Source organism: Pseudonocardia oceani (genome assembly GCF_019263585.2).
In the GTDB taxonomy this organism is placed as follows: Bacteria; Actinomycetota; Actinomycetes; order Mycobacteriales; family Pseudonocardiaceae; genus Pseudonocardia; species Pseudonocardia oceani.
The window spans coordinates 1,719,248-1,733,150 of sequence record NZ_JADQDF010000001.1 but is presented as its reverse complement, the minus strand read 5'-3'; the positions used below and the strand labels follow the sequence as shown (position 1 = coordinate 1,733,150).

Sequence of the window (13,903 nt, the reverse complement as noted above, 5' to 3'; positions counted from 1 at the left end):
CGTCAGACGACCTGGCGGTCCTTGCCCTCCCAGTACGGCTTGCGCAGGTCCTTCTTGAGGATCTTGCCCGTGGGGTTGCGGGGCAGCTCGTCGAGCACGTCGACCGACTTGGGGCACTTGAACGACGCCAGGTGCTCGCGGCACCAGGCCAGCAGCGCCGCCTCGTCGATCTCCGCGCCCGTGGCCGCCACGACGACGGCCTTGGGCACCTCGCCCCACCGCTCGTCGGGCACGCCGATCACCGCGACGTCGGCGACGCTCGGGTGCTCGGCCAGGACGCGCTCGATCTCGGCCGGGTAGATGTTCTCCCCGCCGCTGATGATCATGTCCTTGATGCGGTCGGTGACGTAGACGTAGCCATCGGCGTCCCTGTGCCCGCCGTCGCCCGACCGCAGCCAGCCGTCCTCGGTGATCGCGGCGGCGGTGGCCTCCGGCTTGCCCCAGTAACCACCCATGACCTGCGCCGAGCGGACCCAGATCTCGCCGGGCTCGCCGGTGGCGACGGGCTCGCCGGTGGCGGGATCGCGGATCTCGATCTCGACGCCGTGGATCGGCGTGCCCGCCGAGATCAGGCGGTGCTCGGCGGCCGGGTCCGTGTGGTCCTCCGGGCCCAGCGAGCTGACGACGCCGCACTGCTCGGTCATGCCGTAGACCTGGTGCATCACGTCCGGGAACAGCTTCAGGCACCCGCGCATGACGGGCAGCGGCATCGGCGACGCGCCGTAGGACAGGGCCTTCACCGACGAGTAGTCGCGGTCGGCGACGCCGGGCACCTGCAGCATCGCGGCCATCAGCGCCGGGACGTAGAACGTGTGCGTGATCCGCTCGCGCTCCAGCATCTCCAGCGCGGCGGCCGGGTCGGGCATCCGCATCATGAACGAGTGCGCGCCCGAGGCGATCGAGAGCAGCACGTAGCTCGTGCCGCCGACGTGGAACAGCGGCATGGCGACCTGCACGCGCGAGTCGGCGTCGACGTCGAAGTCGGCCATGACGTTCGTGGCGTGCGCGAGCATCCCGGCGTGGGTGAGCATCGCGCCCTTGGGGAAGCCGGTGGTGCCCGAGGTGTAGAGCTGCACGAAGCAGTCGCCGGGCGCCGAGGGGTGCACCTCGTGGTCGGGCTCGTGCGCGCCGATCCAGGCCTCGTACTCGTCGGTGTCGCCGCCCACGTGGATGACCTGCTCGACGGCGGGCAGCTTGTCGCGCACCTGCGCCACGGCCCCGGCGAACTCCGGGCCGACGAACAGGATCCGCGCCTGCGAGTCGTTGACGACGTAGACGATCTCGGGCGGCGCGAGCCGGAAGTTGACGACGGCGTTGGCCGTGCCGACCTGCGCGCAGGCCAGCGTCAGCTCGACGCACGAGGGGTGGTTGAGGTCGAGCACGGCGACGCGGTCGCCGGGCCGCAGGCCGGCGGCGCGCTGGGCCGCCGCGTTCTGGCGGACCCGGCGGGCGAACTCGGCCCAGGTGCGGGTGGTGCCCGCGAAGGTGACGGCGGGCGCGTCGGGCCGCTCGGCCTCCCAGTGGCCCAGGATGGCGGTGAAGTCGGCGGCCGCGGTGGAGAGATCGAGGGTCGAGCCGGTCATGCGTTCCTCCCTGTGGCGCACGGCACATGCGCGAGCCGACGATAGCGATCCGGACATCCGGGGAGAAGGCGTTGACGCAGCGGCCGCGACCGTGTTGCGTCCGATCCACATCCACGACACTGAGGAGAGCGATGACGCTCGACGCACAGGCCAGGGGACTGCTCGACGCGATGGCGGCGCAGGGGGCCAAGGACTTCGCGGAGATGACCGTGCCGGAGGCGCGGGAGATGGGCATGGCCTTCATCGACCTGCAGGGGGAGCCCGAGGTCGCCGACGTGACCGACCGGGTCGTGCCCGGCCCTGCCGGCGAGATCCCGGTGCGGGTCTACCGGCCCGCGGGCGACGGCCCGAAGCCCGTGATCCTGTACTTCCACGGCGGCGGCTGGGTGATCGGCTCGATCGAGGTGGCCGACAAGCCGTGCCGGCTGCTCGCCAACATCGTCGACGCCGTCGTCGTGTCGGTCGGCTACCGCAAGGCGCCCGAGGACGTGTACCCCGCCGCGCCCGACGACTGCTACGCCGCCACGGCGTGGGTGGCCGAGCACGCCGCCGAACTCGGCGTCGACGCCACCCGGCTCGTGGTGGCCGGCGACAGCGCGGGCGGCAACCTGGCCGCGGCCGTCACGCTCATGGCGCGCGACCGCGGCGGCCCCGCCATCGCCCACCAGCTGCTCATCTACCCCGCGGTCGACGCGGGCGGCGAGTACGTCTCGCGGGTGGAGAACGGCGAGGGCTACCTGCTCACCAAGAGCGCGATGGACTGGTTCTACAGCCACTACCTCTCCAGTCCGACGCTCGTGGAGGACCCCTACGTCTCGCCGCTGCGGGCCGCGAGCCACGCCGACCTGCCGCCCGCCACGGTGATCACCGCCGGGTTCGACCCGCTGCGCGACGAGGGCGACGCCTACGCCGCCGCCCTGTCCGGGGCGGGCGTACCGGTGACGCACCTGCAGAACCCGAGCATGATCCACGGGTTCTGGTGGCTGGCCGGCGCGATCGGGCACACGCGCGGGTCCTACGAGGCGGCGGGGGCCGCCGTCCGGGCCGCGCTCGCGGGCTGACCCGGGCGTCCGGGACCCCGCCCGGGCCCGGTGCGGCAGGATCGGGCCGGTGACGGCAGCGCGGGGCGACGACGGCAGCGGACGGATCACCGTACAGCGGCTCACCAAGCGGTTCGGGCCGGTGAGTGCGGTGGAGGACCTCAGCTTCGCCGTCGAGCGCGGCACCGTCACCGGCTTCCTGGGCCCGAACGGGTCCGGGAAGACGACGACGCTGCGGATGCTGCTCGGGCTCGTCGCGCCGACGTCGGGCGAGGCGCGGATCAACGGCCTGCGCTTCGGGGAGCTGCCGCACCCGGCGCGGGTCGTCGGCGCCGTGCTCGAGGCACAGGGCTTCCACCCGGCGCGCACCGCTGGGGCGCACCTCGCGGTGTGCGCGGCGGCGATCCGCGTGCCCGACGTCGCGGTCGGGCACGTGCTGCGCGCGGTCGGCCTCGACACCGCGGCGAACCGGCCGGTCGGCGGGTTCTCCCTGGGCATGAAGCAGCGCCTGGCGCTGGCCACCGCGCTGCTGGGCGACCCGCAGGTCCTCGTGCTCGACGAGCCGGCCAACGGGCTCGACCCGGAGGGCATCGCGTGGCTGCGGACGTTCGTGCGCGGGTTCGCCGCGCAGGGGCGCACGGTGCTGGTGTCGAGCCATGCGCTCGCGGAGGTCGAGCAGACCGTCGACCACGTCGTCGTCGTCAACCGCGGGCACTGCGTGCACCAGGGCCCGCTGGCGCGCCTGCGCGGGCGGCCGCGGGTGCTCGTCGCCACGCCCGACCCGGCCCGCCTCGCCGAGGCTCTGGCGAAGGCCGGGATACCCGAGGTCGAGGCGCGGCGCGACGGGCGCCTGGCCGTCACCGGTGCCGATCCGGCCCGCGTCGGTGACGTCGCGCTGGCCGCAGGTGTCGCCGTGCACGGCCTGGAGGCCGAGCGCGTCGACCTCGAACAGCTCTACTTCGGCCTCACGGCGGGTGCCCGGTGATCGCCGCCCTGCTGCGCAGCGAGCTGCGCAAGACGCTGTCGACGAAGCTGTGGTGGGGGCTGCTCGTCCCCGTCGCCCTGCTGACGCTGCTGGTCAACCTGTTCGGCGGCGTGTTCACGCTCGCGCTCGGCGGGGGCTCCGACGCCGAGGACGCCCTGCCGCTGCTGCTGGCCTCGCTGGCCTACTCCCTCGCGCTGACGGCGACGTTCGCCGGCGTGCACGGCGCGGTGTCGGCGGCGGGGGAGTTCCGGCACCGCACGATCACCACGACCTACCTCACCACCCCCGGCCGCGGGGCCGTCCTCGCGGCGAAGGCGCTGGTGGCGGCCGCGGTCGGCGCCGTCTACGCACTGGTGACGTCGGTGGTCGGGGTCGCGGGCGGGCTGGCGGGGCAGGAGAGCGCGCAGTTCCCCGAGCCGGGCGCGCTGCTCGCCGTCGTCGGGATCGGCACGGCCGTGTGCGCGCTGTGGGGCGCGTTCGGCGTCGCGCTGGGCACGGTGCTGAGCAACCAGGTCACCGTGCTCGTGCTGCTGCTGGTCTACGTGCTGCTCGGCGAGCCGCTGCTGTCGCTGCTGCTCACCGCGAACGACTCGCCGTCGGTGGCGGCGCTCAGCGCGTGGCTGCCGGTGAACGCGGGCGAGGTGGCGGTCTACGACGTGCCGGCGCGGGTGCTGGGCGGGCCGGCGAGCGCGTCGGACCTGCTGGGGCTGGCCGCGGGGGTGGCCGCGCCGCCGCCGTGGTGGGGTGCGCTGCTGGTGCTGGGTGGGTGGACGGCCGCGGGCGCCGCGCTGGCCGGGTGGGTCGGGGGACGGCGGGACGTCACGTGAGCAAGTGGGTGCGCCCGGAATGCCACCGCCCGCCCCGGCGCTGGTGCCTGACGTGCCCGACTCCCCACCACTCGGCTCCGCAGCGCCCGGCTCCCCAGCACCCGGGTGGATCCGCCGCCTCGTCGGTGCGTGCCTGCACCACCGCGGCGTCGCGATCGGCGCGCTCGTGGCGTCCGCGCTCGGCGTCAGCCTGGAGGCCGTCGGCCCGCTGCTGACGCGGGTGGCCGTCGACGACGCCGTGGCCGGGTCCACCGCCGTCCTCGGCACGGTCGTCGCGGCGATCGGCGCGCTCGCGCTCGTCCGCTTCGGGGCGTCGTTCCTGCGGCGCTTCCTGGCCGGTCGCCTCGCGCTCGACGTCCAGCACGACCTGCGCCGCCAGGTCTTCGCCGCGGTCCAGCGCCTCGACGGCCACCGCCAGGACGCCCTGCGCACCGGGCAGGTCGTGTCGCGCTCGATCACCGACCTGCAGCTCGTGCAGTCGCTGCTGTCGATGGTGCCGCTCGCCCTGGGCTCGGTCGTGCTCGTCGTCGCCTCGGTGGCGGCGATGCTGTGGCTCTCGCCGCTGCTCACGCTCGTCGCGCTCGTGCTGCTGCCGCTCGCCGGGTTCGTCACCGCCAAGTCCAGGGCGTCGCTGTTCCCGGCGACGTGGTCGGCGCAGCAGCGCGCGGCCGACGTCGCGCAGCAGGTGGAGGAGACCGTCACCGGCGTCCGGGTCGTCAAGGGGTTCGGGCAGGAGGCGCGCGAGGTCGGGGCGCTGGAGGGCCGCGCCCGCACGCTCTACGCCGAGCGGATGCGCGCCGCCCGCCTCACCGCGCGGCTCAACCCGACGCTGCTCGCGCTGCCCACGCTCGGCCAGGTCGGCGTCATCGGCCTCGGCGGGTACCTCGCGCTCACCGGGTCGATCACGCTCGGGACCTTCCTGGCGTTCACGACCTACGTCGCCGGGCTCGTCGGCCCCGCGCGGCTGCTCGGCTCGCTGGTCGTGTCGGCGCAGCTCGCGCGGGCGGGCGTGGAGCGGGTGTACGACCTCGTCGACTCCCAGCCCGACGTCGTCGACCCGCCCGTCCCCGCGCACCTGCCCGACGGGCCGCTGTCGGTGGAGCTCGACGGCGTCCGGTTCGGCTACTCGCGCAAGGAGCCCGTGCTCGACGGGGTGTCGCTGACGGTCGCGCCGGGGGAGACGCTCGCGCTGGTCGGAACGGCCGGCTCCGGCAAGTCGACGGTCGCGCTGCTGCTGCCGCGGTTCTACGACCCGCAGGAGGGGTCGCTGCGCCTGGGCGGCGTGCCGCTGCCCGACCTGCGCCTGAACGACCTGCGCCGTGAGCTCGGGGTGGTGTTCGAGGAGGCGTTCCTGTTCTCCGACACCGTCCGCGCCAACATCGCCTACGGCAGCCCGGACGCCTCCGACGCCGAGGTGCGCGCCGCCGCCCGCGCCGCCCAGGTCGACGAGTTCGTCGACCGCCTCCCCGACGGCTACGACACCATGGTCGGCGAGCGCGGCCTGACGCTCTCGGGCGGGCAGCGCCAGCGCATCGCCCTGGCCCGCGCCGTCCTCACCGACCCCCGCGTGCTGGTGCTCGACGACGCCACCTCGGCCGTCGACAGCGCCACCGAGGCCGCCATCCACGACACCCTGCGCACGCTCACCGCCGGGCGCACGACGCTGCTCGTCGCGCACCGCCGCTCCACGCTCGCGCTGGCCGACCGCGTGGCCGTGCTCGACGCCGGGAAGGTCGTCGACATCGGCACCGAGGCCGAGCTGACGGCCCGCTGCCCGCTGTTCCGCGAGCTGCTGGCCGTGGAGGACGCGCACGCGCCCACCGCCACCTCGGCCGGGCCCGGCGGCGTGACGCCGGAGCTGTGGCCCGAGCCCGCCGCCGTCACGGCGTCCGACGGGGCGCTGCGCGCGGCCGCGGCGTCGGCCGGCACCGGCACGGGGCGGCCGTCGGGCGTCGGGGGGCCGTCGGCGATGGCCGGGGCGATGCCCGTGACGCCCGCGCTCGCCGCGGCCGTCGACGCGCTCCCGCCCGCCCGCGAGACCCCGCGCCTGGGCGACGAGGAGCCCACCGCCCCCGATCCCGGCTTCCGGCTCGTGAAGCTGCTGCGGCCGGTGCGGTGGCTGCTCGCGCTGACGATCGTGCTGGTGTCGCTCGACGCGCTCACCACGCTCGCGTTCCCGACCGTCGCCCGGCTCGCCGTCGACGGCGGCATCACCGCGGGCTCGCGCAGCACGCTGCTCACGGCCACGCTGCTCGGGCTGGGCGTCGTCGCGCTGGGGTGGTTCGTCGTCGCCGCGCAGACCGTCGTCACCGCCCGGGCGGGGGAGAGCCTGCTCTACCTGCTGCGCGTGCGGAGCTACGCGCACCTGCAGCGGCTCGGGCTCGACTACTACGAGCGCGAGCTGTCCGGCCGGATCATGACGCGGATGACGACCGACGTCGACGCGCTCTCGACGTTCCTGCAGACCGGGCTCGCGCAGGCCGTCGTCAGCCTGCTCACCGTCGTCGGGGTGGCGGTGGCGCTGCTGGTCACCGACACCGCGCTGGCGCTCGTCGCGCTCGCGGTGCTGCCGGTGCTGGTCGTGGCCACCGTGGTGTTCCGGCGGCTGTCGTCGCGGGCGTACGCGGAGGCGCGGGAGAAGGTCGGCGCGGTCAACGCCGACATGCAGGAGAACGTCTCCGGCGTCCGGATCGCGCAGGCCTACGTCCGCGAGGAGCGCAGCGCCGCCGCCTTCTCCGACCGCAGCGACGCCTACCGCCGCAGCCGCATGCGCGCCCAGCGCTACATCGCCACGTACTTCCCGTTCGTCGCGCTGCTCTCGGACGTCTCGCAGGTGGCGGTGCTCGGCGTCGGCGCCGCCCGGGTGGCGGCCGGCGACCTCACCCCCGGCGTGCTCACCGCGTTCCTGCTCTACCTCGGCCTGTTCTTCTCCCCGGTGCAGCAGCTCTCCCAGGTGTTCGACGCCTACCAGCAGGCGCGCGTCGGCCTCACCCGCATCTCCGACCTGCTGCGCACGCCGACCTCCGAGGCCCCGGCCGTCGACCCGGCCCCGGTGCCGGCGCGGCTGCGGGGCGGCGTCGAGCTCCGCGACCTCTGCTTCGCCTACCCCGGGGCGCCGGGCCCCGCGCTCGACCACGTGTCGCTGCGCGTCGCCCCCGGCGAGACCGTGGCGCTGGTGGGGGCGACGGGAGCGGGCAAGTCGACGCTGGTCAAGCTGCTGGCGCGGTTCTACGAGGCCGGGTCCGGCGCGGTGCTGGTCGACGGCACCGACGTGCGCCGCTTCGCCCTCGCCGACTACCGGCACCGGCTGGGGATCGTCCCGCAGGAGCCGCACCTGTTCACCGGGGACGTGGCCGCCAACATCGCCTACGGCCGGCCTTCGGCGACGCCGGCGGAGATCGAGGCGGCGGCCCGCGCGGTCGGCGCGCTCGACCTCGTCCGCACCCTGACCGGCGGCTTCCGGCACCCGGTCGGCGAGCGCGGGCAGGGCCTGTCGGCGGGGCAGCGCCAGCTCATCGCGCTGGCCCGGGCCGAGCTGGTCGACCCCGACATCCTGCTGTTCGACGAGGCCACCGCCGCGCTCGACCCCGCCACGGAAGCCGCGGTCCTGGCCGCGGGCGACCGCGTGGTCTCCCGCCGCACCGCCTTCGTGGTCGCCCACCGCCTCGCCACCGCCGCCCGCTCCGACCGGATCGTGGTGCTGGAGGGGGGCCGGATCGTGGAGGAGGGCCCGCACGAGGTGCTGGTGTCGGCCGGCGGCCCCTACGCCCGCCTGTGGAGGGCGGGGGAACTGGAGCCCGCCGCCTGACCCCGCCCCACCCCTCCCGCGAGTTTGCCTCCCGAGCCCCGCGAGTTTGCGCACCCCGCCCGGCGAGTTCGCCCTCCCGCCCGGCGAGTTCGCCGCTCAACCCGCGCGAGTTCGCCGCGCGACCCCGGCGAGTGCGCCGTTCCGCCCCGTCAGTCGGGATCTCTCGCGGCGACCGTGTCGGGCTCGTGTTGCGGGAGGGCCCGGGGCCGTTCGCGGGTCCCTGATCGTCGGGAGCGTGACGTGACGGTCGCGGGGAGGGCAGCGAAGGCGCACTTCCGATGATCACGGCGGCGCGAACTGCGTTCCGCGGAACGCGCGGCTGCGACGGCCGGGATCGCGTCGCCGACCGGCAACCGCGCACCCTCCTGGCGGTCTGCGCACGCCGCTGCGCGCGGGAGGTCAACGGATGCGCAGTTCGAGATGCTGCACCGGGTGCACGGGACCGATCTGGTGGTGATCGCCAGAAGTGCGACGTGGTGGTCGTCGGGAGGGCGGTCAGGGCGCACTCGCGACGACTGACAACGACCACCAGGGCCGTGGGCCCCAGGTGCGGCCGCGTGTGGGCCCGAACCCGCGCCTACGTACCTCCTGGCCGCCTGCGCACGTCGCGCCGCGCGAGCCGCCACCAGGCGTGCAGCTCGCACCACCACCCCGACACGCTCGCCACGACACCCCGACTCGCGGGCTTGGAGACGAGGGACGTGCCGTTCAGCGCGGCTCCCCGCCACTCCTGCCCGATTCCGGGCAGGGATTTGGCGTTCTCCTGGTGATCCGGCAGCATCTGCCGGGTGCCCGGTCCGTACGACGACCTCGTCGACCACCTCGTGCGCAGCTCCCCGCTGAGCGCGAGCGAGGCCGAGCGGGTGGTGGCCGAGGTGCTGAGCTACTTCGCGGAGCCGGTGCAGGACTACGTCCGCCGCCGCCACGCCGAGCTCAGGAACCGTGGCTGGCACAACGACCGGATCTTCGCGGCGCTCGGCCCGGAGCTGGCGACGCGGCGGGTGTCCCCGCCGGCGCTGTCGGCCCGGCAGCTGCGCCGCCTCGTCTACGGCTGACGCCGGAACAGCGACCCTGGGAGAACCTCCATGTGCGGAATCGTCGGCTACGTCGGCCCGCAGGACGCGGCACCGATCCTCCTCGAGGGTCTGGGCCGGCTCGAGTACCGCGGCTACGACTCCGCGGGCGTCGCGGTGATGACGAAGGCCGGGTTGAAGGTGCGCAAGGTCAGCGGCCGGGTCTCGGCGCTGGCGGCCGACCTGCCCGCGCGCTTCAAGGGCGCCCCCGGCATCGGCCACACCCGCTGGGCCACCCACGGCGGCCCGACGCCGGAGAACGCGCACCCGCACACCGACTCCGCCGGCCGGATCGCGGTCGTGCACAACGGCATCATCGAGAACGCCGAGGAGCTGCGGGCGAAGCTGACGGCCGACGGCGTCGAGTTCGTCAGCCAGACCGACACCGAGTGCGTCGCGCACCTCGTCGCCGCCGCCTTCTCCGCGGGCGCCGCCGACCTCGAGCAGGCCGTGCGCTGGGCGCTGCGCCAGGTCGTCGGCGCCTACGGACTGGCCGTCGTCGACGCCGAGCACCCCGACCGCGTGGTCGTCGCCCGCAACGGCAGCCCGGTGCTGCTGGGTGTCGGCGAGAAGGAGATGTTCGTGGCGTCCGACGTCGCCGCGCTCGTCGGCTACACCCGCCAGGTCGTCTACCTCGACGACGGCGAGCTCGCCTCGCTCACCGCGGGCGGCTACCGCACCTTCACCCTCGACGACACGTCCACGGCGAAGAGCCCGTCGACGATCGACTGGGACGTCGTCGGCGCCGAGATCGGCGACCACGCCCACTTCCTGATCAAGGAGATCGAGGAGCAGCCGACGACGATCACGCGCGCGCTGGCCGGTCGCCTCGACGAGCGCTTCTCCACCGCGCACCTGGGCGGGCTCAACCTCAGCGTGCGCGAGGCGCGCGAGTTCCGCCGCGTCAAGATCCTGGGCTGCGGCAGCGCCTGCTACGCGGGCGACCTCGGCGCGCAGCTCATCGAGGACCTCGCCCGGCTCCCCGCCACGAGCGAGGCGGCCAGCGAGTTCCGCTACCGCAACCCCGTGGTCGAGCCCGACACGCTCTACGTCGCGGTGAGCCAGTCCGGCGAGACCGTCGACACGCTCGCCGCGGTGCAGGAGCTGCAGCGCAAGGGCGGGCGCGTCATCGGGATCGTCAACGTGGTCGGGTCGACGATCGCCCGCCAGGTCGACGGCGGCATCTACCTGCACGCCGGCGCGGAGATGTCGGTGGCGGCGACGAAGTCGTTCACCTCGACGGTCACGGCGTTCGCGCTGCTCGCCCTGCACCTGGGCCGCATCCGCGACCTCTCGCCGACCGACGGCACCCGCATCATCAACGGCCTCGCCGCGCTGCCCGACCAGGTGCGCGAGATCCTGAAGCTCTCCGACGAGATCGCCGAGGTGGCGCGGGAGATCGCGCCCAGCCCGAGCATGATGTTCGTGGGCCGCCGCCGCGGCTGGCCGGTGGCCCGGGAGGGCGCGCAGAAGCTCAAGGAGATCTCCTACATCCACGCCGAGGCGTACCCGTCGGCCGAGCTCAAGCACGGTCCGCTGGCGCTGATCAGCCCGGAGATGCCGACGGTCGCGATCGTCCCCGACGACGACCTGCTCGACAAGAACACCTCGACGCTCTCGGAGATCAAGGCCCGCAGCGGCCCGGTGATCGCGCTCGCGCACCGGAAGCTGCCGGTCGAGCTGGCCGACCGCACGATCGTCATCCCGCGCAACGAGCCGGAGCTCGACCCGATCCTGCTCTCGATCCCGCTGCAGCTGCTGGCCTACCACGCCGCCGTGGCCCTGGAGCGGGACGTCGACAAGCCGCGCAACCTGGCCAAGAGCGTCACGGTCGAGTAGCGAGCCGGGCCGTCCCGGGGCCGGTGAGGTCCCGGGCGGCCGCGGCGGTGCGCCCGCTCATCAGGAGCAGCAGGGCGACGGTCGAGCCCCGGACCTCCTCGCCCTCGCCCGCGGCGAACGGGCCGTCGGTCGCCACGAGCCGCAGCCCGCGCAGCCGGCGCCGCGCGTGAAAGGGCCATCCCATGTCCCACACGCGCTGCGCCGCGGCGTGCGCGCCGTCGGCGGGCGGGTCGTGGTGCAGGCCCAGCGGGACCGCGACGTCCTGGACGTGCGTGACGACGTCCATCAGCAGGTTCCGGTACGACGTGACGAACGGCAGCCTGTGGCTCTCCGCGTGCATCCGCAGCTCCTCGACGAGCCGCGCGGGCGGCCGCGCGGCATGGGCGACGGAGAGGTCGTGGTTGAGGCGGTCGAAGTCGCCGCGGGCCCGCACCGCGCCGACGAGCATCGCGCCGATGCTCGGGTGCTGCGGCGTCAGCGCGACGTGCGCGGCCACGTCGCGCACCCGCCACCCGTCGCACAGCGACGCGCTCTCCCACTCCTGCGGCGTGAGGCCGTCGAGCAGATCGGCCAGTGCCCGGCGTTCCGCGGCGATCACCCGCCAGCTCGCGTCCTCGTCCACGTCACCTATCCTTTCGTCAGAGAGGCTGACCACTATAGTCAGACTCTCTGACCAGTGTCGAGAGGGGACGCGTGAACACCGGGCTGCTGCTGTTCCTGCCCTACCGCGCGATGGAGCAGCGCGTCATGGCCGCCGTCGTCGCGGCGGGCTTCGACGACGTGACGCTCGCCCAGGCCCGGGTCTTCCAGCGCATCGCCCCCGGCGGGAGCCGGCTCACCGACCTCGCCGAGCAGGCGCAGATCACCAAGCAGTCGGCCGGGTTCCTCGTCGACCAGCTGCAGGGGGCCGGCTACGTCGAGCGCGTGCCCGACCCCGCGGACGGCCGCGCGCGGCTCGTGCGGATCGCGGCCCGCGGGGAGCGCGTGCTGCCGGTGGCCGCGGCCGCCGTGGCCGAGGTGGAGGCCGAGTGGGCGGCGCACCTCGGCCCGCGGGCCATGCGCGAGCTGCGGGCGGCGCTGGAGCGGCTGAGCGAGATCACCGACCCGTACGGGTAGCCGAGCCCTCAGCCGTCGGCGAGCAGGCGCTCCCGGCGGGTGACGATGCCGGGGCGGCGGCGGTCCTGCTCGGGCAGCAGCTCCACCAGCAGGTCGTGCACCTCCAGGTCGTCGCGGCCCAGCGGGTGGGCGGCGAACGTGACGAGGAGGCCGAGGTCGTCGGCGTCGAGGACGGCGCGGCGCAGCCCGGCCTCGATCTGGTCGCGCAGCTCGCGGATCTCCGGGGCGTCCGAGCGCGGCAGCAGCGGCCCGGCGCACGCCTGCAGCGCGTCGGCGGCGCGGCCCTCCCGCAGGGCGGTGCGGACGGCCTCGAAGTCGCTGTCGACGACGGCGTCGAGGCGGTAGGGCCGGGTGCGCAGGACGTCGGCGCCGATCAGCCCGCGCAGGCGCAGGATCTCGCCGCGGACGGTGGTGGGGTTGCCGTCGTCGCCGTAGAGCAGCAGCGCCAGGCGCTCGGCGGTGAGGCCGCCGGGGTGCAGCGCGAGCGCGGTGAGGATCTCCGCCGGGCGCAGCGTGACCTGCACCGACTTGCCGTTGAGCACGACCCGCGGGCCGGACTCGCCGGTGAACCGCAGCGACAGCGCACTGCGCCGGACGGCCCGGACGGCGGCGCGCGGCGTGCGCAGCAGGTAGCCCTCGGCGAGCGGCTCGACCTCCATCTCGCGGCCGTCGTCGAGCAGCACGCGGCCCGACCCCTGCGGCAGTGCGACGCGCTCGGGCCAGGTGCCGTAGGGCTCGCCGGCGATGATCCGGCCGGTGGGGGTGACGAGCGCAGCCTGCCCGCGCACGCTCGTGAGGTGCGGCATGTTGCGCACGCGCAGCCGCTCGTCGGCGATGGCCAGGCGCACGCGCAGCTGGTTCTCCGCGAGCTGCGCGGTGGCCGAGACGAGCTGCACCATCGCCGGGTGCACCGTGTGCAGCGGGCCGCTGATGTCGATCGCGCCGAGGATCGCGCCGGTGTCGGGGTCGTGGACGGGGGCGGCGGCGCAGGTCCAGGCGTGGAACGCGCGCACCAGGTGCTCGGCCGAGTGGATCTGCACGGGGGCGTCGATGGCCAGCGTCGTACCCATCGCGTTGGTGCCGATCGCGTCCTCCGACATCCGGAACCCGGGGGACAGGCCGGTGTCGTCGGCGATGTGCAGCAGCCGCGCCGCGCCCTCGCGCCAGAGGATCGTGCCGTCGGCGTCGGTGACGAGCATGACGTGCATGGCCTCGTCGGCGATGCTCACGAGCGTGCTGCGCAGCAGCGGCAGGACCTCGTTGAGCGGGTGGGTCTCGCGCAGGTCGGGCAGGTCGTCCTCGGCCAGCACCGCGCGCGGTGTCTGCCGCTCGGGATCGACCTGCGCGGCGAGGCTGCGCTGCCAGCTCGCGGACACCAGCGACCGCGGCGCCTCCGCACCCGTGCCGCCGGACATCGCCGAATCGTAGATGCCGGTCAGCGCGCGGGCGTGCTCCACCGGATCGGGCACGGGCAGGCCTTGCGTACCGCGCGTCGTCATGTGTGCTCCGAGCGTCGTCGCTCCAGGACTTGCCCCGGGCGACATCATCGCCCAGGCCTCCGAACGGGGCAAGCGGGCCCTCCTTGCGCGTGCAACGTCGAGGCAACGTGGCGGTACCTAGGGTCCGGGACCA

The 13,903-nt window shown here is 74.7% G+C and carries 10 protein-coding genes; 7 read left to right on the top strand and 3 right to left on the bottom strand.

Annotation, left to right across the window (positions count from 1 at the left end; genetic code table 11):
• Nucleotides 1–2 precede the first annotated feature (2 nt).
• Nucleotides 3–1,583, bottom strand: a complete 1,581-nt coding sequence (locus tag I4I82_RS08520) for a long-chain-fatty-acid--CoA ligase (protein WP_218590170.1) — start codon at nucleotides 1,581–1,583, stop codon at nucleotides 3–5.
• A gap of 131 nt (nucleotides 1,584–1,714) precedes the next feature.
• On the opposite strand from I4I82_RS08520, the gene lipP1 reads away from it, so the two are divergent.
• From lipP1 to glmS, 6 genes are all read left to right on the top strand, one after another.
• Complete coding sequence (lipP1, locus tag I4I82_RS08515) at nucleotides 1,715–2,644, top strand: LipP1 family hormone-sensitive lipase (protein WP_218590171.1); 930 nt, start codon at nucleotides 1,715–1,717, stop codon at nucleotides 2,642–2,644.
• Between the two features lie 49 nt (nucleotides 2,645–2,693).
• Nucleotides 2,694–3,608: an ATP-binding cassette domain-containing protein gene (locus I4I82_RS08510; RefSeq protein ID WP_218590172.1), complete on the top strand. Its 915-nt coding sequence runs from the start codon at nucleotides 2,694–2,696 to the stop codon at nucleotides 3,606–3,608.
• On the top strand, nucleotides 3,605–4,435 hold the full coding sequence (locus I4I82_RS08505; protein WP_218595611.1) for a hypothetical protein: 831 nt from the start codon (nucleotides 3,605–3,607) through the stop codon (nucleotides 4,433–4,435). Before I4I82_RS08510 ends, I4I82_RS08505 begins: the two co-directional genes overlap by 4 nt.
• A 52-nt stretch (nucleotides 4,436–4,487) precedes the next feature.
• A complete protein-coding gene (locus I4I82_RS08500) occupies nucleotides 4,488–8,243 on the top strand; it encodes an ABC transporter ATP-binding protein (RefSeq protein ID WP_226369944.1) in 3,756 nt (1,251 codons plus the stop codon).
• A 788-nt stretch (nucleotides 8,244–9,031) separates the two neighbouring features.
• The gene (locus tag I4I82_RS08495; protein WP_205347193.1) at nucleotides 9,032–9,298 is read left to right on the top strand and encodes a hypothetical protein; all 267 of its coding nucleotides are present in this window, start codon (nucleotides 9,032–9,034) and stop codon (nucleotides 9,296–9,298) included.
• Between the two features lie 30 nt (nucleotides 9,299–9,328).
• Complete coding sequence (glmS, locus tag I4I82_RS08490) at nucleotides 9,329–11,155, top strand: glutamine--fructose-6-phosphate transaminase (isomerizing) (protein WP_218593059.1); 1,827 nt, start codon at nucleotides 9,329–9,331, stop codon at nucleotides 11,153–11,155.
• Here glmS and I4I82_RS08485 read toward each other — a convergent pair.
• Nucleotides 11,142–11,777, bottom strand: a complete 636-nt coding sequence (locus I4I82_RS08485) for a maleylpyruvate isomerase family mycothiol-dependent enzyme (protein WP_218593060.1) — start codon at nucleotides 11,775–11,777, stop codon at nucleotides 11,142–11,144. The two genes, glmS and I4I82_RS08485, sit on opposite strands and share 14 nt — an antisense overlap.
• A 71-nt stretch (nucleotides 11,778–11,848) precedes the next feature.
• Between I4I82_RS08485 and I4I82_RS08480 the strand changes: the two genes are divergently transcribed.
• A complete protein-coding gene (locus I4I82_RS08480; protein WP_226369943.1) occupies nucleotides 11,849–12,271 on the top strand; it encodes a MarR family winged helix-turn-helix transcriptional regulator in 423 nt (140 codons plus the stop codon).
• Nucleotides 12,272–12,279: 8 nt separating this feature from the next.
• Here the strand turns inward: I4I82_RS08480 and I4I82_RS08475 are convergent, their stop codons facing one another.
• The gene (locus tag I4I82_RS08475) at nucleotides 12,280–13,770 is read right to left on the bottom strand and encodes a helix-turn-helix domain-containing protein (protein ID WP_218593061.1); all 1,491 of its coding nucleotides are present in this window, start codon (nucleotides 13,768–13,770) and stop codon (nucleotides 12,280–12,282) included.
• Between the last annotated feature and the right edge of the window lie 133 nt (nucleotides 13,771–13,903).